Source organism: Flavihumibacter fluminis, assembly GCF_021491375.1.
Taxonomy (GTDB): Bacteria; Bacteroidota; Bacteroidia; order Chitinophagales; family Chitinophagaceae; genus Flavihumibacter; species Flavihumibacter fluminis.
This window is the reverse complement of record NZ_JAKEVY010000001.1, coordinates 518,330-538,905: the sequence shown is the minus strand read 5'-3', so window position 1 is coordinate 538,905 and position 20,576 is coordinate 518,330. Positions and strand designations below refer to the sequence as shown.

At 44.5% G+C, this 20,576-nt stretch carries 19 protein-coding genes; 14 read left to right on the top strand and 5 right to left on the bottom strand.

What is annotated here, in order from left to right; genetic code table 11:
• Positions 1 to 40 precede the first annotated feature (40 nt).
• Genes L0U88_RS02510 through L0U88_RS02500 form a run of 3 tightly spaced genes read left to right on the top strand, consistent with a single transcriptional unit; the run spans position 41 to position 2,910 of the window.
• Entirely contained in the window at positions 41 to 607 is a 567-nt protein-coding gene (locus L0U88_RS02510) for a plasmid pRiA4b ORF-3 family protein (RefSeq protein WP_234864028.1), read from the top strand.
• Entirely contained in the window at positions 582 to 1,520 is a 939-nt protein-coding gene (gene miaA, locus L0U88_RS02505) for a tRNA (adenosine(37)-N6)-dimethylallyltransferase MiaA (protein ID WP_234864027.1), read from the top strand. The genes L0U88_RS02510 and miaA overlap by 26 nt, the downstream gene beginning before the upstream one ends.
• A 43-nt stretch (positions 1,521 to 1,563) precedes the next feature.
• Positions 1,564 to 2,910, top strand: a complete 1,347-nt coding sequence (locus L0U88_RS02500; RefSeq protein ID WP_234864026.1) for a GH1 family beta-glucosidase — start codon at positions 1,564 to 1,566, stop codon at positions 2,908 to 2,910.
• On the opposite strand, the gene L0U88_RS02495 is transcribed toward L0U88_RS02500, so the two are convergent.
• Both L0U88_RS02495 and L0U88_RS02490 read right to left on the bottom strand, forming a co-directional pair.
• Positions 2,900 to 4,459, bottom strand: a complete 1,560-nt coding sequence (locus tag L0U88_RS02495; RefSeq protein WP_234864025.1) for an outer membrane protein transport protein — start codon at positions 4,457 to 4,459, stop codon at positions 2,900 to 2,902. The two genes, L0U88_RS02500 and L0U88_RS02495, sit on opposite strands and share 11 nt — an antisense overlap.
• A gap of 88 nt (positions 4,460 to 4,547) precedes the next feature.
• Positions 4,548 to 5,405, bottom strand: coding sequence for a hypothetical protein (locus L0U88_RS02490; protein WP_234864024.1), 858 nt, complete (start codon positions 5,403 to 5,405; stop codon positions 4,548 to 4,550).
• Positions 5,406 to 5,522: 117 nt separating this feature from the next.
• Here L0U88_RS02490 and proS point away from each other — a divergent pair, with 117 nt between their 5' ends.
• The 3 genes from proS to L0U88_RS02475 all read left to right on the top strand — a co-directional run bounded on the left by proS (position 5,523) and on the right by L0U88_RS02475 (position 8,009).
• Positions 5,523 to 6,998, top strand: a complete 1,476-nt coding sequence (gene proS, locus L0U88_RS02485; RefSeq protein WP_234864023.1) for a proline--tRNA ligase — start codon at positions 5,523 to 5,525, stop codon at positions 6,996 to 6,998.
• Positions 6,999 to 7,079: 81 nt separating this feature from the next.
• Positions 7,080 to 7,529 (top strand): hypothetical protein, encoded by a 450-nt coding sequence (locus L0U88_RS02480; RefSeq protein WP_234864022.1) that lies wholly within the window; start codon positions 7,080 to 7,082, stop codon positions 7,527 to 7,529.
• 30 nt (positions 7,530 to 7,559) lie between these two features.
• On the top strand, positions 7,560 to 8,009 hold the full coding sequence (locus L0U88_RS02475; RefSeq protein WP_234864021.1) for a DUF5362 family protein: 450 nt from the start codon (positions 7,560 to 7,562) through the stop codon (positions 8,007 to 8,009).
• Between the two features lies 1 nt (position 8,010).
• Here the strand turns inward: L0U88_RS02475 and L0U88_RS02470 are convergent, their stop codons facing one another.
• Positions 8,011 to 8,778: an RDD family protein gene (locus L0U88_RS02470; protein WP_234864020.1), complete on the bottom strand. Its 768-nt coding sequence runs from the start codon at positions 8,776 to 8,778 to the stop codon at positions 8,011 to 8,013.
• 71 nt (positions 8,779 to 8,849) lie between these two features.
• Between L0U88_RS02470 and L0U88_RS02465 the strand changes: the two genes are divergently transcribed.
• The 7 genes from L0U88_RS02465 to truB all read left to right on the top strand — a co-directional run bounded on the left by L0U88_RS02465 (position 8,850) and on the right by truB (position 15,954).
• On the top strand, positions 8,850 to 9,809 hold the full coding sequence (locus tag L0U88_RS02465) for a stage II sporulation protein M (RefSeq protein WP_234864019.1): 960 nt from the start codon (positions 8,850 to 8,852) through the stop codon (positions 9,807 to 9,809).
• A gap of 100 nt (positions 9,810 to 9,909) precedes the next feature.
• On the top strand, positions 9,910 to 10,488 hold the full coding sequence (locus L0U88_RS02460; RefSeq protein ID WP_234864018.1) for a DUF4129 domain-containing protein: 579 nt from the start codon (positions 9,910 to 9,912) through the stop codon (positions 10,486 to 10,488).
• The gene (locus L0U88_RS02455; RefSeq protein ID WP_234864017.1) at positions 10,485 to 11,732 is read left to right on the top strand and encodes a DUF4350 domain-containing protein; all 1,248 of its coding nucleotides are present in this window, start codon (positions 10,485 to 10,487) and stop codon (positions 11,730 to 11,732) included. The genes L0U88_RS02460 and L0U88_RS02455 overlap by 4 nt, the downstream gene beginning before the upstream one ends.
• Positions 11,732 to 12,709, top strand: a complete 978-nt coding sequence (locus tag L0U88_RS02450; RefSeq protein ID WP_234864016.1) for an AAA family ATPase — start codon at positions 11,732 to 11,734, stop codon at positions 12,707 to 12,709. The genes L0U88_RS02455 and L0U88_RS02450 overlap by 1 nt, the downstream gene beginning before the upstream one ends.
• On the top strand, positions 12,709 to 14,055 hold the full coding sequence (locus L0U88_RS02445) for a DUF58 domain-containing protein (RefSeq protein WP_234864015.1): 1,347 nt from the start codon (positions 12,709 to 12,711) through the stop codon (positions 14,053 to 14,055). Before L0U88_RS02450 ends, L0U88_RS02445 begins: the two co-directional genes overlap by 1 nt.
• 9 nt (positions 14,056 to 14,064) lie before the next feature.
• A complete protein-coding gene (locus tag L0U88_RS02440) occupies positions 14,065 to 15,162 on the top strand; it encodes a M48 family metallopeptidase (RefSeq protein ID WP_234864014.1) in 1,098 nt (365 codons plus the stop codon).
• Between the two features lie 39 nt (positions 15,163 to 15,201).
• On the top strand, positions 15,202 to 15,954 hold the full coding sequence (truB, locus tag L0U88_RS02435) for a tRNA pseudouridine(55) synthase TruB (protein ID WP_234864013.1): 753 nt from the start codon (positions 15,202 to 15,204) through the stop codon (positions 15,952 to 15,954).
• Here the strand turns inward: truB and L0U88_RS02430 are convergent.
• On the bottom strand, positions 15,931 to 18,258 hold the full coding sequence (locus tag L0U88_RS02430) for a BamA/TamA family outer membrane protein (RefSeq protein ID WP_234864012.1): 2,328 nt from the start codon (positions 18,256 to 18,258) through the stop codon (positions 15,931 to 15,933). The genes truB and L0U88_RS02430 overlap by 24 nt on opposite strands.
• 22 nt (positions 18,259 to 18,280) lie before the next feature.
• Here L0U88_RS02430 and L0U88_RS02425 point away from each other — a divergent pair, with 22 nt between their 5' ends.
• Positions 18,281 to 19,009 carry a TrmH family RNA methyltransferase gene (locus tag L0U88_RS02425; RefSeq protein ID WP_234864011.1) on the top strand — a complete coding sequence of 243 codons (729 nt, stop codon included), beginning with the start codon at positions 18,281 to 18,283 and terminating at the stop codon, positions 19,007 to 19,009.
• A gap of 244 nt (positions 19,010 to 19,253) precedes the next feature.
• Here L0U88_RS02425 and L0U88_RS02420 read toward each other — a convergent pair whose 3' ends face one another.
• Positions 19,254 to 20,573: an ABC transporter permease gene (locus L0U88_RS02420; protein WP_234864010.1), complete on the bottom strand. Its 1,320-nt coding sequence runs from the start codon at positions 20,571 to 20,573 to the stop codon at positions 19,254 to 19,256.
• Between the last annotated feature and the right edge of the window lie 3 nt (positions 20,574 to 20,576).

Here is a 20,576-nt window from a genome sequence, read left to right as displayed (position 1 = left end):
AAGATGCTATTTTAGGCCCGAAATCAACAGCAGGTATATTATGGCAATTCTGAAGTTCAGGGTGTATTTTGAGGAAGACGACAGTATTTACAGAGATATTGCAATCCGACACAAGCAATTTTTTCTGGATCTGCACCAGGCAATTTTAAAAGCCTATGAATTTGATTCCAAACATGCGGCAACCTTTTATCGCAGTAATGATAACTGGCAGCGCGGTAAGGAAATCTCCCTTGAAAAATACGATAAATCATACGTGGTAGAGCCATTGCTGATGGAATCCACCACCATTGGTAGCGAGATTTTTGATCCTAATCAGAAATTCATTTATCAGTATGATTTCAACCGGAACTGGACCTTCCTGGTTGAACTGATTAATGTTTCTAAAGAAGAAAATCCTAAAATAGAATATCCTGCTGTTGTTCGTACGGAAGGCATAGCACCATCACAATACGGAACCAAAGGATTGGTGGGTGATAAGCTGGCGGAAATGGAAGAGAAATACGATCTCCAGACCGGAGCAGAAGGATTTGGTACTGAAGGAGAAGGTGAAGACGAAGAGAGCGATAGCTTTGGTGCTGAAGATGAAAGCAGTGAAGAAGAATTTTAGTATAGTTATAGCCGGACCAACGGCCGTTGGAAAAACAGCCATGGCCATTTTGGTGGCCCAGTCACTTAAAACAGAGATTTTATCCGCTGATTCCAGGCAATGTTACCAGGAGTTATCCATAGGGGTTGCCCGGCCAGATGAACAGGAACTGGCGGCTGTTCCCCATCATTTTATAGCATCTCATTCCATACTGGAAGATTGGAATGCTGCGAAGTATGCCAGCTACGGTATGGAAGTGCTTCAACGGATTTTTGCTGAACACGATACCGCTGTAATTGTGGGCGGAACCGGCCTGTACATCAAAGCGCTCACAGAGGGCTTGGATGATGTGCCAACCGTTGACCCGGCAATCCGGCAATCCATTCAACTTGAGTATGAGCAGAATGGAATGGGATGGCTTCAGCAAATGGTTCAGGAGAAAGATCCTCTCTATTATTCCACCGGTGAAATTTTGAATCCACATCGGCTGCTGCGCGCACTGGAAGTAGTGCTGTCAACGGGCAGGAGTATACGAAGTTTTCAAACCAGTCAGGTCAAGCCCCGCTTTTTTCAAACTCTAAAAATTGCGCTTGAACTGCCCCGGCAGGAATTGGTAGTACGCATCGATAAACGGGTTGAACAGATGATGAAGGACGGTTTACTGGAAGAAGTAAAATCAGTGCAGGTGGAATTAGATCAGAAAGGAAAATCCTGGAAGACTATCACTGCCTTACAAACGGTTGGATACAAAGAACTGTTTATGTACCTGGAAGGTCAGTTGTCGCTGGACGAGGCGGTTGAAAAAATCAAGCAGCATACACGTCAATATGCAAAGAGACAGATGACCTGGTTTAAAAAAGATACTGCCTTCCAATGGTTTCATCCTGCTGACGGGGATGGCGTTCTGAATTATATTCAAAAGCAGATTTCATGATTTCATAATATGGGTCAATTGGCAGTAATGCTAATTTGCCGGAATGGTAACATCCGAACTGAAAGCGTCGTCATTTGGAAAAGATTTTCATTGGGGTGTTGCGGTATCGGCCGCCCAGAATGAAGGGGCCATAACGGAAGATGGGAGGTCGCCTTCCATCTGGGACCAGTTTGCCAGGCGAAAGGGAGTGATTAAAAAGGGAGCAAGGCCTACAGTTGCCTGTGATTTCTATCATCGGTACAGAGATGATTTATTATTGGTAAAAGCACTTGGATTCAACTCGTTCCGGTTCAGTATTTCCTGGTCACGTATTCTGCCGGATGGTTCCGGAAAGGCAAATGCAGCCGGGATCGCATTTTATCAGCGACTCATTGATGAATGCCTTTCACTTGGACTTACCCCTTTCGTAACCCTTTATCATTGGGATCTTCCACAGGTATTACAGGCAGAAGGAGGATGGGAGAGTCCGCTTATCAATCGATGGTTCCGTCATTTTGCAAAAGTGTGTGCCAAGAATTTCGGATCTGTTAAACACTGGCTGGTATTGAATGAGCCATCGGGTTTCACCACATTGGGACATATGCTGGGCATCCACGCCCCCGGTAGAAGATCCCTGGAAGGATTTCTGAAATCAGTGCATCATGCTGCCCTTGCGCAGGCGGATGGTGGAAGAATGCTGCGCCAGTATATTCCGGATGCCATTATCGGAACCAGTTTTTCCTGTTCGGAAGTCATTCCTTTTTCGGATACTCCCGCTGATCTGGCTGCTGCCCGCAGGATTGACCTGTTCATGAACCGGTTGTTCATTGAGCCCTTATTGGGAAAAGGATTTCCGGAAGATGACAGAGGAATTGTTGACAAAATGAACCGGAAGAACAAGAGTTGGAAATTTGCAGAGCAGATGCAGTTTGATATGGATTTTATCGGATTACAGAATTATTTCCCGATAGTTGTCAAACATCATTCCTTTATTCCACTGATCCAGGCTGCGGAAGTAAAACCAAGGGAGCGGAAGGTTCCGGTTACTGCCATGGGATGGGAAATCAATGCAGATTCGTTTCAGCATATTATCCGAAGATTCTGGAAATATGGGGCCATTAAACAACTCATGATCACCGAAAATGGTGCTGCCTTTAAAGACCAGGTACAGCAGGGCAGAGTACATGACCAGGATAGGATCAGGTTTTTCCAATTGTATCTTCAGGCGCTTTTGAAGTCAAAAAGGGAAGGAGTAAAACTGGGCGGTTATTTCGCCTGGACCCTCATGGATAATTTCGAGTGGGCGGAAGGATATGAAGCACGGTTCGGGCTGGTTCATGTCGACTTCAAAACGCAGCTCCGAACCGTGAAAGATTCCGGATTCTGGTGGAGAGATTTTCTTAAAACTTGAAACCTACTGTAGCCACTACATTACCGCCACCACCGCGCAGATCTGCAAACGTGTTAGCCTTATCGTTCAAACGGTAAGGAAAGTTAACATCATTGGTGATGCGATGTACATAGGCCAAATCAATGAAATAGCCTTTATTACGATACCCCAGTCCACCACTGATGAACATGCGCTTTCCATTTAAGGCTTCGTCCCGATAAGGATTACCATAATAAGCGAAACCGGCTCTTGCCATAATGGTGTTGAACTTCAACTCACCACCAATTTTCATATTCAAGGTTCCTTTGTAGATATCGCGTATTACATTGTTAACCGCATTGAAATAATTGTTGCTGCCAGAACCATCCAATTCGGCATCGCGGAAGCGGCTGGAAGAATGGGTAACATATTCCAGATCGGCTGAAATAAACCCTTTCTGTTGGCGGGTATCCTCAACTTCACGGAAAATATAGGCCCCACTAACCAGGAACTTCCAGGGAGATGTGAGGTCGTACCGGTATTCGGGAGTAAATCCTTCATTCAGTGTGCCTACGTTCACCGTGGTGGGTGCGTTATAATTTTCCAGGTCAGCAAATAGTTCTGCATCATAGGTTTCGCGCATACCATAAATAGTGGGCGTATGGATGGCTGCACCCAGCCGAATGGATTCAACCGGACGCACAATCAATCCCATTTTTAAGTTAAGGCCAACACCCCGGCTGGTAAATCGTTCACGGAGGTAGGTTTCTTTGAAATAATTAGTGTTATTCCCGGTAGCATCGGATTCAGTAAGTGTACTGGCCCGCTCATAATTCATAATGGGCACTCCCAAGCTCACACCCCAAAAGATTTTCTCCTTACTGGAACCCGCAAAACTGAAAGCTAACTCTGTGATGCCACCTTTGGATTCAATATAATTATCCTGGTTTAATAAAAAGGCGGTATCCTGTTCAAAAGCATATCGGAGCGGGGATGCCACTACTTCAGTGCCAAAACCTGGAGTGGTAAGGGTGTCAACCAGGTAGGTGTATAGTCCCATTCGGGCAGGGAATGAAATACTATTCGAGTTCAGTGCATCATCCAGTGAAAGACCTGAGTTGGCAATTTCGGAAGCATAGGCTTCAGAAAAAGAGCTGAAATCATTCTGTCCGCGATAATTTATTTTCTGGTTAAAATCCGCCGCCCGGTTGATGGCGATACTGAAAGCGCTGCTGCTTTTATTACGGCTTCGAGGATTGGATGGGATGCCTAATACAAATCCGCTTGTTCCAAAAAATGCATTGGAATTATTCTGGCTTGTTTTAGTGCCTCTGAAAGTACCGTTATTGTTTAAGAAGTTGAACCCCGGACTAATAACTACTTCGCTGGTTCGGTAAATACCGATACCGGCGGGGTTAATGAAATTGGAAGTTATATCTCCTCCAAGTGAACCCATCACGCCACCAATTGCCTGGTTGCGAGCGGTACCACCGGGTGTATTCCAGGACATTCGCAGTGCATCTTCGGGTACCTGGGCAAAGCCAATAAGTGAACAGAAGCTGAAGGATACAAGAAGAATTTTTTTTCGCATGTGCCTTTACTTTAGATACAGGATGGATATAAAAAAGGAGGAAACGGCCTGTTTTGGGTTGTTTCCTCCGATACGTTATTTGAAAGATTTAGTTACCTGATCGGGTTGGACGACTTACTCCACCACCACCTCCTGAGCTACCACGGCTACCGCCAGCAGGTGAGGAAGAAGGTGAATAAGAGCGGGTTGGCCGGTCAAAAGAACCTGAATTGGTAGAGCGATTGTTGTTATACATGCTCCGGTTGTTGCTGTTATTGAAACTGCGGTTATTGTTGTAACTATTCCGGTTGTTATAGTTTCCGTAATAAGAATTGTTTACGCGATAACTGTTCCGGTTGTTGTTGTTGTTGTTCAGGTAGCTACCCATGGTAAAACCAGATCTCGGGCGACTCGGACGCGGAGCAGTATAATAGCCGGGTTTGTTGATGATTCCACCACCAGCCCAGTGACCACCGCCCCAGCCTGGACCCCAACCGGAACCCCATCCGGGAGACCAGCCAAGGCCAAATCCGCCGCCATACCAGCCGTTTCCAATTCCCCAGTAAGGGTTGTAAAAGCTGTTCCACATATACATGGAATTCCAGGGGCTGTTCCAGGGACTGTTCCAAACCATCCAGCTGTTAAATGCCCAGTTGTTCCGGTAATAGGGGTTCATCATGGCAAAATCATCGAAGAACATAGGACGACGACCTGTCGCGATCGCCATCCGCATATACTGGTCATCCGCATAGTTCGGATCAGTTACGCGATCATTGTACCGACGGCGCTGATTGGTAGCAAGGTAATCTGAGCCATTGTCATCATTTCCTGATGCATAGGCCGCCCCCGTTCTTCCGGGAGAATAATAAACATCATCCGGAGTTTGACCGGATTTGTATACGGAGGAACAGCTACCCAGTGTGAGAGCAGCGGCCACCACCAGTAAGGAAGAAATTTTGAGGTTCATGGCTCAGCGATTAATGAGTTAAAAAATTACTTTTGCGTTCGCTTTACTAAAGTACAAATTAGACAGCGATTTTTAATCTTTCGTTGCAAGTTAAATGTTAAAACCCAATCAGTTAGCATGAGTAAAGAAATTACGAGCCGGGAAGCGGATTATAGCCAGTGGTATAACGATTTAGTTCTGAAAGGCGGACTGGCGGATTACTCTGCCGTTAGAGGTTGTATGGTAATAAAACCTTATGGGTTTACCCTCTGGGAGAATATGCGCGACCAGCTCGACCGGATGTTCAAGGAAACAGGGCATGTAAACGCCTATTTCCCGCTGTTCATCCCGAAAAGTTTCCTTTCCAAAGAAGCTGCCCATGTGGAAGGCTTTGCCAAGGAGTGTGCCGTGGTAACCCATTATCGCTTAAAAAATGATCCAAATGGGGGCGGAGTGGTCGTTGACCCGGATGCCAAACTCGAAGAGGAGTTGATTGTTCGTCCGACTTCTGAAACCATCATTTGGAATACCTACAAAGACTGGATCCAGAGTTACCGCGATCTGCCCTTGCTGATCAACCAGTGGGCCAACGTGGTTCGCTGGGAGATGAGAACCCGACTCTTTCTGAGAACCGCTGAGTTCCTTTGGCAGGAAGGACATACGGCTCATGCTACAAAAGAAGAAGCGGTTGAAGAAACAGAAAAAATGCTGGATGTATACGCCCGCTTTGTGGAGGAATACATGGCAGTTCCTGTAATCAAGGGCGTAAAAACGCCTTCCGAACGATTTGCCGGAGCGGAGGACACCTACTGTATTGAAGCGCTCATGCAGGATGGAAAAGCCCTGCAGGCGGGAACCTCTCATTTCCTCGGACAAAATTTTGCCCGGGCCTTTGATGTAAAATTCCTGACCAAGGAAAACAAGCTGGAATATGTATGGGCTACCAGCTGGGGTGTGAGTACCCGTTTGATTGGAGCGCTGGTGATGGCACACAGTGATGACCAGGGATTGATCCTGCCTCCGAAAATTGCACCCTTACAGGTAGTAATTGTACCAATTTACAAGGGGGATGAGCAAAAGGCACTGATTGGAGAAAAGGTGGATGAAATCATTAAAGAATTGAAAGCGCTTGGCATATCCGTAAAATACGACGACAGCGATAATGCGCGTCCGGGCTGGAAGTTCGCTGAATACGAAATGAAAGGTGTTCCGGTACGAATTGCAATAGGGGCCAGAGACCTGGAAAACAAAGTAGCCGAAGTAGCCAGGAGAGATACCAAAGAAAAACAAACACTTCCGCTGGAGAACCTGGCAGGGCAGGTAAAAAATCTGCTGGATGAAATCCAGATGAATATGTTCAATAAGGCTAAATCTTACAGAGATAGTCATATTACCGAGGTGAATGATTGGGCAGAATTCGAACGGCTACTGGATGAAAAGGGTGGATTTCTTGCTGCTCATTGGGATGGAACAGCTGAAACCGAAGAAGCCATTAAGGAAAAAACCAAGGCAACCATCCGTTGTATCCCTCTTGACAACAAACAGGAAGCAGGCACCTGTATCCTGACAGGAAAGCCCAGCACACAGCGGGTTTTGTTTGCCAGAGCGTACTGATCCAGGGATGCCATCAAAAATATAAACATGCAGAGCTGATTGGCTTCTGCATGTTTTTTTTATATTAATGCTTTAATTGTTATGGAAGCGGAAAGTTCAAAGAATCGGATAGAAGTGGAAGCGGGGAACTGGCTATTGTTACAGGATGCGGCCAAATGGGCCCGATGGCTGGCAATTGCCGGATACCTGTTTTTGATCGGTTTGGTATATCTCGGAATGAGGTCGGTGTATACGTTAGTTGTACTTCAGGTAAAAGAAGAAGCCGCCAGGGATCTGGCAGCCACTACCAGTATTGTATCCCTGTTGGGTGTATTGTTTTTATATTTTCCATTTCGCTGGTTGTACCGGTTTGGCTTTCATCTGAAACGAATGGCCGGGCGGGAAAATTCCACCAGCCTTACAATTTCACTGCTCTGTCTCCGTTCTTTTTTTCGCTACCTGGCAATATGGACCTTTCTGATAATTGGATTGTATGCGGCCTTTGTGCTATTTACCGGAATTGCTTCCATACTGGGCTGGGGTGCACAATAAGTACATCATTAAACCAAATCAATCATAATAATGGAAACAACCCAATCAAATCTGTTTGAATTGCAAATTGATGAGCTTTCAAACGGTTACCTGAAAGAGACTGCCAAGTGGGCAAAGTTTTTGTCCATCCTGGGCTTTATTGGATGTGGTCTGATTGTATTAATCGGACTTGGTATGACTTTTTTATTTTCTTCTTTTAATTCGCCTGAGTTAACCGGCTCTGTAGGTATGTATTCCTCTGGTCTTTCTCTGGTATATATTGCCCTGGCTGCTTTGTATTTTTTTCCCTGTTTGTATCTGTATCGGTTTTCTACGGGAATGCAGGCTGCACTCCGGGCAGGTGAACCAGTTCAACTACAGACTTCCTTCAGGAACCTGAAATCCTGTTTTCGCTTTATTGGCATATTGACAATAATCTTAATGTCTATCTACCTCCTGGCAATTGTGGGGGTTGCTATAATCGGATTTGCTTCGTTTTAAATTATTTTCTCGACAGGTAATTATAATCCTTCAGAAGGGTTTCCAGAAAATCTTCGGCACTCAGATCGGTTTCGATTTTGAGTGCCATTTTTATTTTATCAGCAACTCTTTCCAATACCGGATCACCCGGTCTTTTTCGTGTGTAAAGCAGTACCTGTTTAATTGTGTTCATGTCCCGGTCGCTCAGTTTCATCACATTTGGAAATACTGCCTGATAACTGTCTTCCACCTCAGTAAAAACAGTGTGCTGCCAGGCTGATTCTGTATTGGTATCAATTACAATTGTTCCTGCCAACAGATCGCCGATTCGTTGAGAGAGGGGTGTTAAAATAAAACTGATCAGGCCGGTAAATAATAGCGGAAAAAGATACCATGGCCAGATGGAATAAATGAGCGATACAAAAACCATGAGTGGAAAATCTACCGAACGAAATAGCCATCGTATCAGGTATTGACTGAGCGTTGGTTGACCTCCGGTTGCAGTTATTACTTTTATGCGCAAGATTCGCTTGCCCGGCGACTGGCCATTCATGGTCACTTCCGCAATCAGGAAATACAATAAAATGGGAATCCATGCAAGTATATCCAGCCATCCTAAGGAAGTATCAAACGGGCTCGATTTAAAACTATTTACGAATTTATTGGCCAGCCAGCTATATATTAATATTACTACAAGGTCAATGAACCAGGCCAGCAGTCGTTTGTGAAAAGCACTGATTGTAAATTCTACCTCAATGTTAAAACCGGTATGAAGTTTTGTTACAGGCATAGTACAGTGCGAAAAGATAATACCTCATACTGATTTCCGGAAATAAAATTTTGACCTTATATTGTTGGCCTATGCGAGAAGGAAAATTCCTGCAATCGAATATTGAAAAATGGAAAAGCATCCAGGAAGATGGTGCAGCTGGTCCGGATGAACTGGCCACACAGTTCACGGAACTGGTAAACGATCTTGGATATGCTAAAACATTTTATCCCAAAAGCCAGGTTACCGTTTATCTCAACGGGCTGGCAAGTTCAAAATATCTTTCTATTTACAGCAATAAAAAAGAAGAGACCTCCCGGCTTCGTCGTTTTTTTGTAATTGAATTGCCATTGGTGGTTAGAAAGCATCACCAAATGTTGTTTTACTCCTTACTGGTATTTGTTGTATTTGCATTGATTGCTGTCTTTTCTTCCGCACAGGACCAAGAATTTGTTCGGGGTGTTCTGGGTAATCAGTATGTTGAGATGACGGAAGAAAATATAACTAAGGGAGATCCTTTTGGCGTGTATAAACAGGAAGGGGAGCTGTATATGTTTCTAGCGATAGCGCTTAATAATATCAGGGTGGCATTTAACATGTTTGTAGCTGGATTTTTTGCCGGCATCGGAACAGTGTACATGCTGTTCCAAAATGGTGTCATGCTGGGATCCTTCCAATATTTCTTTTTTGCTAAAGGGTTGGGATGGGAATCCATACTGGTGATCTGGATACATGGTGCACTGGAGATTTCAGCGATTGTAATTGCAGGTGGTGCCGGACTGATAGTTGGCCGAAGTCTTCTTTTCCCTGGCACCTATACACACCTGCAGTCATTACGAATGGGTGTTAAAGACGGGCTGAAAATCATGATAGGATTGGTGCCCGTTTTTTTGTGTGCAGCTTTTTTTGAAGGATATATAACCCGTCATACCGGGATGCCGGTTTGGTTAAGTCTATTTATATTAATCGGATCCTTTACATTTATTGGATGGTATTTTATTTATTATCCTGTCCGGTTAGCAAAAAAAATCCAATTGGAAAAACAAGTTTAATAGAAGAAAGCTGAAAGCACGACTCTTATATCATTTTCTGGCGGTAGTTTTTATCCATAGTATTAGCGGGTTTTGCACCTATGCACAGGATAAACTGGAAATGCCTGTAAAACAAGTCGATTCACTGAAAGCACTAAAAGAATTTAGTTACGCCAATGACCCTGCTTACTGGCCCAAAAAAGTGGAAGTAAAAAAAGAGGAAAATTTGGACTGGCTGGAATCTTTCTTGAAAAGTGGATGGTTGAAACTATTTTTTTATGTGCTCCTTATACTATTCCTGGGTTTTATTTTATATCGAATCTTGTCTGAACGAAATCTGCTGCTTTTTACAAAAAAATCAAAAGCGCGTAAAAAAACTGTACGTACTCCTGCAGGCGATCTGGAACCAGACCTGGATCAACTCTTGAGTTCTGCAGAAGCTATGAAGGATTTCCATGAATCAGTTCGGCTGCAATACCTGAAAACACTCTTGCTGTTGAAAAGAAAGGGTTTACTGGAGTATCATCCTGAATGGACCAATGCCAGGTATTTGCAACAGTTTAGAAAGCACCCAAATTTTGAACAGTTTCGTCAGCTTTCAAGAATATATGAATATGTGTGCTATGGTGGGTTTCCTGCCGATGCCGCTAAGTATCAACTGATCAAACAGGAATTTTCCAAGTTTCAACAGACTGTATGAAGTTAATCGGGCTGGATAAAATGATGTTGTTGCTGATAACCTGCTGTCTTGTGGGTTGCGCCGGCTGCGATTCCAAGTTTATCAATCCCCGGATTAGTCTGTGGCACCAGGATAAAATTCCATACGGCACCTGGTATGCCTACAATAGCTTATTTACCTATTTCCCCGAGGCGGAAGATATCTTCATTATTAAAGAATCGCCAGCTGTTGGTATTGGTGGGTCTTCGGTAGATTGGGAGGAGTCAACTGAAACGAATGACTCAACCGTAACGGAAGAATTGCAGCCGGAGCTATATTTGGTTGTTTCTCCCCGGTTTTTACCAACTGATGCGGAAAAAGAGGATCTCCTGCGTTTTGTCAGGAAAGGTAACCACCTGGTTATAGCCGCAATAGAGTTTGACGATTCCTTTTTAGATTCTATTGGTGTGCAGAAAGTGTATGGTCAACCAATGATCAGTTCTACTGACACTGTTCTCTACACGCTCCGCGCTTCCGTCCTCGATACCTACCAAACCTATGGATATCCAGGTGAAATAATACCCTATCATTTTACTGTTGATACTAGTTCGGGATGGGAGGTTCTGGGTACTGTTCAATCGGGTGCGCCCAACTGTATCAGGATGCAATTGGATTCAGGAAGTATTACCCTGCATTCAAATCCATTGCAGTTAACCAATTTCTTTTTACTTCATAAAGACAATCATCGGTATTGGTCAGATTTGCTGAGCGGACTGCCCCATTCGTATTCCTTCATCTGGTGGGATGATTATTTCAGGACGCCCAAAACTGAAACAGATAATTTTTCCAGTATGGGCGTGTTTATGAAATATCCTGCTCTTAAATGGGCCTTGTATACCATCCTGCTCTTGCTGGTAGTTTTGTTGTTCAGTGAAATAAAAAGAAGAAGGAAAATAATTCCTGTACTAACTCCTCCTGAAAACAGTTCGCTTGATTTCGTAAAAACCATTGGAAGATTGTATTATCAGCATAAAGACAATAGTGATCTTGCCATAAAAATGGAAACACATTTAATGGAATTCATACGACAGCACTATCATATTCAGGGGAATCTGCCGGAAGATCAGCTGGTGAGACAGTTGTCTCTGAAAAGCGGTGTGGCGTCGGAATTGCTTACCAGCCTGTTTTATGAATTCCGTATGATTGAGGAGCACGGGACTGTGTCGGACGAGGACCTGTTGCGCATGAATGACCTAATTGAACAATTTCATATAAAACGATCCTGATGGAAGAACAATTATTTGAAGAAAGAACCAATCTCCAGCAGCTCAACACGGCTGTTGATGAACTCAAACAGGAAGTGGCCAGGGTAATTATCGGCCAGGAAGCGATGGTTGAATTATTGCTGGTAGCATTGCTGGCCGATGGGCATGTCTTGATTGAAGGAGTTCCTGGCGTTGCCAAAACACTGACCGCCCGGTTGCTTAGCAAGGCTGTGGATGTTGGTTTTTCACGTATCCAATTTACGCCTGATCTGATGCCTGGGGATGTTCTTGGTACCAGTATCTTCCATCCGCAACAAGCCTGTTTTCAGTTTCGTAAAGGTCCGATTTTCAGCAACCTTGTGCTGATTGATGAAATCAACCGGGCCCCTGCAAAAACACAGGCCGCACTCTTTGAAGTCATGGAAGAAAAGCAGGTTACCATTGATGGAAACACCTATAAAATGGATCCCCCTTTCCTGGTAGTGGCAACACAGAACCCGGTTGAACAGGAGGGGACCTATCACTTGCCGGAAGCCCAGCTGGATCGATTTTTATTCAAGATTCTCATAGATTATCCATCCATTGATGAGGAGGTTACCATTCTTAAGTTACATCATGAGAAAGGTGCTGAAAATTTGCTCAACGTTATCCGCCCTGTATTAAATAAAGAACAATTGTTGCAATTGAGGCAACAGGTGAAACAAATTCATGTAGAAGAAAAATTGTTAGGATTTATAGCTGCCATTGTACACCAGACCCGTAATCACAAACATATCTACCTGGGTGCTTCACCCCGTGCTTCTATCGGGATACTGAATGCATCCAAAGCTTATGCCGCTATCAATGGAAGAGATTTTGTAACTCCGGAAGATGTGGTATTTGTAACTGCTCCGGTTTTGCGCCATCGTATTATAATAACACCTGAAAAAGAGATGGAAGGCGGCACCGCTGATGAAGTGATAAAGGAAATAGTACAAACCATTGAAGTGCCCCGCTAATGGCTGAAAAGGAATTAATTGTATACCGTCTTTTTTTTACACCCCGTCTCATCAGGATGCTGATCGGGATAGCCTGCTTTTTTGTACTTACTTATTTTATTCCCGTATTGTTTGAACTGGGACTCATACTGCTGGGAACTTTGATCTTGCTGGTGCTCATTGATATAGTGATGTTGTTCCGGTTAAAAGATGGCATCAAGGCAAATAGAAGGATGGCGGACGTTTTTAGCAATGGGGATGAAAATAAAATTCACCTTGATGTTCAATCGGATTATCCTTTTTCGGTTAAAGCAGATCTGATAGATGAAGTTCCGGTTCAGTTTCAGGCACGTAACTTTTTAATTCCGGTTACGTTGGAGGCCAATGAGAAAAAGCAATTAGTGTATTCACTCCGGCCGGTCAGCAGGGGAGAATACCATTTTGGGAATATAACGGTATTGGTTCGTTCCCCTCTTTCTCTTGCTGAGAGAAAATACAATTTGCCTGCTGAAAAAATGGTTATGGTATGGCCCGCTTTTCATTCCCTTCGGCAATATGAATTAGTGGCTCATAATGCCACAACGTCAGATATTGGAAACAGGAAGATCCGCAAAGTTGGTCATAGTATGGAGTTTGAAGAGATCAAGGACTATGTACCCGGAGACGATCTTCGTACCATTAACTGGAAAGCTACTGCAAGAAAAGGCGGCGCCCTGATGGTGAACAATTACACGGATGAAAGAAGCCAACAGGTGTATTGCCTGATTGATAAAAGTAGGGTAATGAAACAGCCTTTTGAAGGAATGACCCTGCTCGATTATGCAATCAATGCAAGCCTGGTGCTTAGCAGAGTTGCGCTGGTTAAATACGATAAAGCCGGTTTGATCTGTTTCGCGGAAACTATGGGGCAGTTCGTCCCTGCAGACCGTAAAGGCATGCAAATGAGCCTGCTGGCAGAAACGCTCTATCGCCAGCAGACCAACTTTTTGGAGGCGGATTATGAAAAACTGGTAACACTGGTGAAAAGCCGGATTACCCACCGAAGCCTACTGATTCTTTTTACCAATTTTGAATCGATGAGTAGTTTGCAAAGGCAATTACCCTATATCCGTTCATTGGCCAGGCAACATCAGTTATTGGTAGTGTTTTTCGAGAATACCGAATTGCAGCAACAGGCGGAGCAGCCGGTTGAAAACCTGGAGCAACTTTATATCAAGGTTATAACCGAGAAGTTTATCCTTGAAAAAAAACGAATGGTCAAGGAACTTCAGAAATATGGGATTCAGTCTATTCTTACCCCTCCCAGGCAATTGACAACACAAACCATTAACAAATACCTGGAGTGGAAGGCCAGGCAGATTATTTAATTTTGCAGAATGCTCGATAAGCAACATGAGGTTTGGTACCAGGCAAGGCAACAGGATCCTCCCAGGAAGGTTCGTATACTTTTATTTGATCAGGCCATTCAATTATATGATGCAGCAGATGAATCCTTTATTGGGGCATTTGCAGTTGGTGGCATCCGGCTGATTGAAACCAGTGCCGGAGCGGCTATGCTTCAATTGTTGCCTGATGGTTATGAGCGATTGACAGTTTCTGTTAACCACCTGCTTTGGCCGGAACTCAACCAGAAACTTTCGAATACCGGCAAATTTTCTACAAAAGCAAAAAAACACTGGAAATGGCCAGTCTTGCTGCTTGTAATAGCTGGTGGCTTACTTGGTATTTATTTTCTGCTGATTTCCCTGATAACAGGCATTGGTCTGCAATTGGTTTCAACGGAAAAGGAAAGAGAGTTAGGTGAGATGATATATGCATCCATGGCTGAAGGATTAAAAATTGATTCCGCCGCAACTGAAAAGCTAACCCTGTTTGCCAATGAACTCAAACTGAGTGAACAGTATAGACTGAATTTTACAGTGGTGGATGAAAAGGAAATCAACGCATTTGCCATTCCGGGGGGACGAATCGTTGTTTATAAAGGTATTCTGGAAGAAATGAAGGAGCCTGAAGAACTGGTTGCCTTGCTTGGGCATGAAGCCAGCCACGTTAACGAACGACACAGTCTCCGATCCATTTTGCGCCAGTTATCCGGCTCGGTTCTCTTGTCCATGGTCTTTGGTGACCTTGGATCAATCGGCTCAGCAGTGGTTGGTCAGGCTGATCAGTTGCGTTCGCTTTCCTATTCACGTTCACTGGAAGAAGAAGCTGATGCAAGCGCAATGGACCTGATGCGGGGCAATAAGGTGGATCCAAGGGGTATGATCGGCCTCATGGATCGATTGAAAAAGGCGGAATCAGGCACTAAACTGCCTGGTTTTTTAAGTACGCATCCCTTGACTACCGATCGAAAAGCGACTGCTGAAAAATATATCCGGCAGTTTCCTCAAACCTATGAAACACCTGCACCCATTGCCGAATCCTGGAAACAACTCAGGAACAGCATTTCCGGATCGGGTAAGAACGAATGGTGATACATGCTAAGATGTACGGGCTTACCTTTGCAAAAAAAATTGACAGACATACACGATAGAATACCTGAGAATCCATTTGCTGAAGGTGCTGTACTATTGATTGACAAACCACTCGACTGGACCTCTTTTGACGTGGTAAGGAAACTCAGGAACCAGGTCAGGACAAAAAAAGTGGGCCATGCAGGTACCCTTGATCCGCTTGCTACCGGATTACTGATTGTCTGTACCGGAAAATTTACCAAGAAGATCAATGAATACATGGCGCAGGAAAAGGAATATACCGGCACCCTGCAACTTGGAGCTTCTACGCCAACCTATGACCTTGAATCTGAGCCGGTGCCAACGGCGGGCTTTTCAATAAAAGAGGATGGTGTTTTCAGAGAGGATGGACATAAAATTGATTGGAAGGAAGTGGATGCCGCCATGGAGGCATTTCGAGGCCCAATTATGCAGGTTCCTCCCATACACTCTGCTATCAAGATCAATGGCCAACGGGTATATGAATTGGCCCGCAAGGGAAAAGAAGTAAAACTAGAACCACGTCCGGTTACTATTCTTGAATTCAGTTGTACCAAACTGGAAGCGGGACTCGTTCATTTTAAAGTAATCTGTACAACGGGCACCTATATACGTAGTTTGGCAAATGACCTGGGACAGGCCCTGGGTTGCGGTGCTTATCTTACCAGTCTTCGCAGAACCAGAATCGGAAATTTTAAAGTGGAGGATGCCCTGAATATGGAACAGGCAGCAGGATTTATCCGTGACCAGTTAGAAAGGGGCGTTGATTCCTAGCTGGAATTGTCCTTTCAACAGATTTACATTTTGAAACCAGCCATTCTGCTGTTCAGCAAACAGCGGATCTTTTAATTTGTAAGCCCAGTCGAACCGAATCATGAAATAATTAAAATCGAGTCGCAGACTGGTTCCACCAGCAACGGCGATATCCCTGTACAGATTTTTCAGCTTGAATACACCGGCATCCAAAGCAGGATTACCCTGGTTGTTACGGTACCAGATATTTCCGATATCCGCAAAGAAGGCACTTTTAAGGTTGATGCCAAACAGGGTACCTAAGGGGAAACGGTATTCAATATTCGATTCCAACTGGAAATCGGCAAATCGAAAAGTATTGGTGCCCTGGAAAAATTTGGAAGAACCCGGACCCAGTTGCCTGACCTGCCAGGCTCTCATACTGCTTGGGCCTCCGGCAAAATAAGATTTGAAGAATGGCAGATTGGGTTCTGTGATGATATTTCCCAGGGTGTCGTATTGTTTTCCATATGGGATACCCATACCAACAAAAAACCGGAAAGCCCAGGAAGTACTCCCCCGATTAATATAATGCCTGAAATCAATATCGGCTTTGGCAAACCTGAACAGGCGGGCTCTTAGATCAAACTGTTTGAAATTACCGAATATGCCCCCGCTTTCTTCCAGTTGAATTTTTAGGTTATACACTTTTTTGTTGCGGGCCCATGCATTGCGAAGAATGAGGTATTGAGAAATGATCAGACCATCATTGTAAAAGTTTTCGAGATTGGGAATAATAGCTGCCTGTTTGAAAAAACTATCGGTTTTGTACAAACGAACATATTCCACATTCAGCGGACTGTAATACCAGTTTCGATTCTTCGAATTCGTCCATTCATAGCCGATTGACGTATTAATAGATTGTACCCGTAAGAAATCACGCAGGTTGGTGATAGAACCACTGGCAGAAAGTAAGGTGCGGGAACTCTGCAGCCGGCGTTCCCTCGGGATTTTGAAGGGAGTTACAAATTTTGGTATGGTGAAACTCTGTGTAATGCTGGTTTGAAAAGTTTGAATGATTCTGCCCTGGTTACCCAATTCAATACCAAAACGAAAATTGGTGCTTGCCAATACGGATTGTTTACTCAGGTTACGGTCCTGCAATCCGAAGTTGAGTGCCAGGCCGAACAGGTTGGTAGTGGTGATAAGATCTGTTGCGTTTCGGCTGGCTTCCACATCCACTGAAATATTCTGCTTTTTGGCCAGGTACATATTAACGTCGGCATCTACTACGCCGAGACTGTCAACCGGAAATAAGTCGATGCCTACCTGCTGCCAGGCACTCATCTGCTGAAAGACATTATTGGTCCGGTATACATCTTTTTGCCTGTACAGGTTGCCCGGGGTCAATTGGTTGTTCCGGATCAGAAAAGAAGGTTTTGTCATGTTGCGTGAGCGAATCACACTGATATTCCTGCGGCTAACCGTGTCTTTTTTGGCGAACATGGAACTGTCAGCCACAATTGACAGATCCGGATAAAACCGAATGTATCGAAACCTGTATTGCTGAAGATGTTCCGGGTTTTCTGTACCCCGCTGTTTGAATATTATATCAATTTGGGGATTCTCTCTTCGCTTCTGTACTTCTTCCAGTAAGCGGATCTGTTCGAAGGGATCCAGTCCCGGGTCAATCAATGCCGCTACAATAGTGTCAACCTCTGCATACACATCCTGTCTGGTTATTTTCAGATACCCATTATCGCGGAAGACATTTAACATCCGGTCAATTTCAGCCGATACCTTTTCATTGGAATAGGGATCTCCTTTTTTCAGTGTGCTTTCTTTCCTGGAGCTCTGCACCAGGGTTTGCAGCGTGCTGTCGCGAAAATCAAAACCGATGGAGTCGAGTCGTAATACTTTCCCCGGATTAACCCGAAAAGTAGTAGTCACTCTTTTTTGATCTTCGACCTGGGTAAGTGAACTGTCCCAGCTGATTTTTCCATACATATATCCATAGGCACGCAGCAGGTCGTCAATATAACGGACGGATTCAACCGCATAGGTAGTGTCGAATACAGCTGGCCGGTCGAGTTGTTTTTTTAAAAAGCCCTTTTTGCTGTAGCGGACCTGCAGGCTGTCGGATAACTGATTTTCGATTTTACTGATAAGATTTGCTCTTTCAGTAGAAGGAAGTTTTGCATCCAGTTTGATCGTAGTTTTATAGACAAAGGGCTGGGGACTGGGATAATTTTTTATGACCTTGCACCCCGTAACCAGGAACAATAAAGCGTAACCATACACCCGAAGCCAGCTTGTACGGATGTAGTTGTTCTTGGTAAAAGGCATAGTTGATTGAAAAATAATGCAAATGATGACGAAAAATCAGGCCAAATATATCCAAAGTTTGAGCCATAAAAAATTCAGAGATGAGGAGGGCGTATTTGTAGCAGAAGGAACTAAAACTGTAGCAGAACTGCTTGAACTGTCACATATGCGGCCCAGGCAGGTATACGGATTGGAAAGCTGGTGGCAGCTTCATCCGGAATGGCAATCGGCCAATTGGGCAGTGATGATTACCGAAGCGGAACTGGAAAAAATCTCCTTCCTGAAGACCCCCAACCAGGTGCTGGCAGTTTTTGAAAAGCCGGATCTCACCGTTGAACCCGGCGGCTGGCAGTTAGTACTGGATGGGATCCAGGACCCCGGAAATATGGGTACCATCATCCGGATTGCCGACTGGTTTGGCATACAGCAGATCATTTGCAGTGAGGACGCTGCCGATGCCTTTAATCCAAAAGTAGTACAGAGTACCATGGCAAGCATTGGGAGGGTTGAAATCATTTACACAGACCTGGTTGCCTATGTAAAAGCGCATGCACACCGTGATTTTATTGCAGCTACCCTGGATGGCACCCCATTAAAGGAGCTCAAAATCCATCAGCCTGCCGCACTGGTAATCGGAAATGAATCCAAAGGCATTCGCCCTGAACTACGGGAAGTATTACGCCATTTCGTAACTATCCCCCGGAAAGGCGCCGCAGAATCTCTCAATGCTGCAGTAGCAACAGGCATTATATTGGCAGGTATGGTGGAGTAAGGGAGGCAGGGAAGAGGAGACAAAGGAGGCGGGGAAACAAAGGAGACGGGAAACAAAGGAGACGGGAAATAAAGGGGGCGGGAGACGGGAAGCTGGAGAAGGCTTCATCCATTCCTCCATCTTTTCACTTCTCACGTCTGACTTCTGACATCTGACGTCTCACTTTTCACGTTTGACGTTTCACCCTTCTTTCACTTTTCACGTTTGACGTTTCACCCTTCTTTCACTTTTCACCTTTCACCTTTCACTTCCATTGAATCGCTTTCACCGGCTGGATTTTTCTGACAATCAGGCTTGGGATGGTCAAAACAGCGATACAAATGAGAAAAGTTCCCAGGTTCACCGCTATGATCTGCCAGGGAATAACCAGAATTTCCGCTTTATCAATATAATACATGTCTTCGGGCAGGCGGATGAACTTGAATTTATTCTGAAGCCATAAAAGGGTAAAACCAAGCAGGTTGCCAAACCCAATACCCATCAGGGTAATAATGGCGCCATTGTACAGGAAAATATGCTGGATAGTGCGATCACTGGCCCCCAGCGCCTTGAGAATGCCCACCATTCGCGTGCGTTCCAATACCAGAATGATTAGGCAGGTGATCAGATTTAGGACTGCTACGATGATCATAATGATCAGGGTGATGCCGATGGTCTGGTCTTGCAGGGAGAGCCAGTCAAAGATATTGGGGTAGATTTCAAAGATCGTTTTGCTGTTCCATAACATGGGTAATCTGCTGAAGATTGCCTCATTCATCAGGTCCATGTCATCCTGCTTTTCGAGGAATACTTCATATCCTCCCACCTGGTTCGGCAACCAGTTATTAAGTCGCTGTATTAGCCGGAGATCCCCCATTGCGATGAGTTTGTCGTACTCTTCAATGCCGGTTTTGTAGATGCCCGAAACCGTTAGTTTGCGTGCCCTGGGCGGACTCCCATCGCTCTGAATAAAATAAATCAGAACCTGATCGTTGGTTTTAAGTTTAAGTTGTCCGGCGGTATATGCACTTAAAACGATTTCATTACTGTAACCGGAATCGGGGAATTGCATCCAACGCCCCTCTTTCAGGAAGCTTTGCAAACGGACGGAATCATACAACTGATCAATCCCTTTAAACAGTACACCTTCGAGGCTTTCTGCTGTTTTTAAGATAGCGTTTTTGGTTGCGTAGGCCTGGATACCGCGAATCCCTGCAAGCGTTTTTGGAAGCTGTTCTACCGTATCATTCCGGTCGATCGGGTATTCCTCAGAAATCACAGATTTGGTAGGTTCATAATGTTGTACTCGTATATGTCCCCAGAAATTAAAGATTTTCTGACTGATGGCCGACTGAAAGCCATTGGTAAATGCAAGTGCCAGGATCATGGCAGCTACGCTGATCGTGGTTGCCGCAATCGCCAGCCGGATGATAAACCGGGAAAAGGATTGGTTATTGTTGAAAGCAACTTTGCGTGCAATAAATCCGGCGATATTCAATCGGCATGGTTTTAGTCGCCAAATATAGGTGAGAAAACTATTTTTAACCGGATGCGTTTTGTAGATTGCTCCCTGTGAAAGAATCACCAA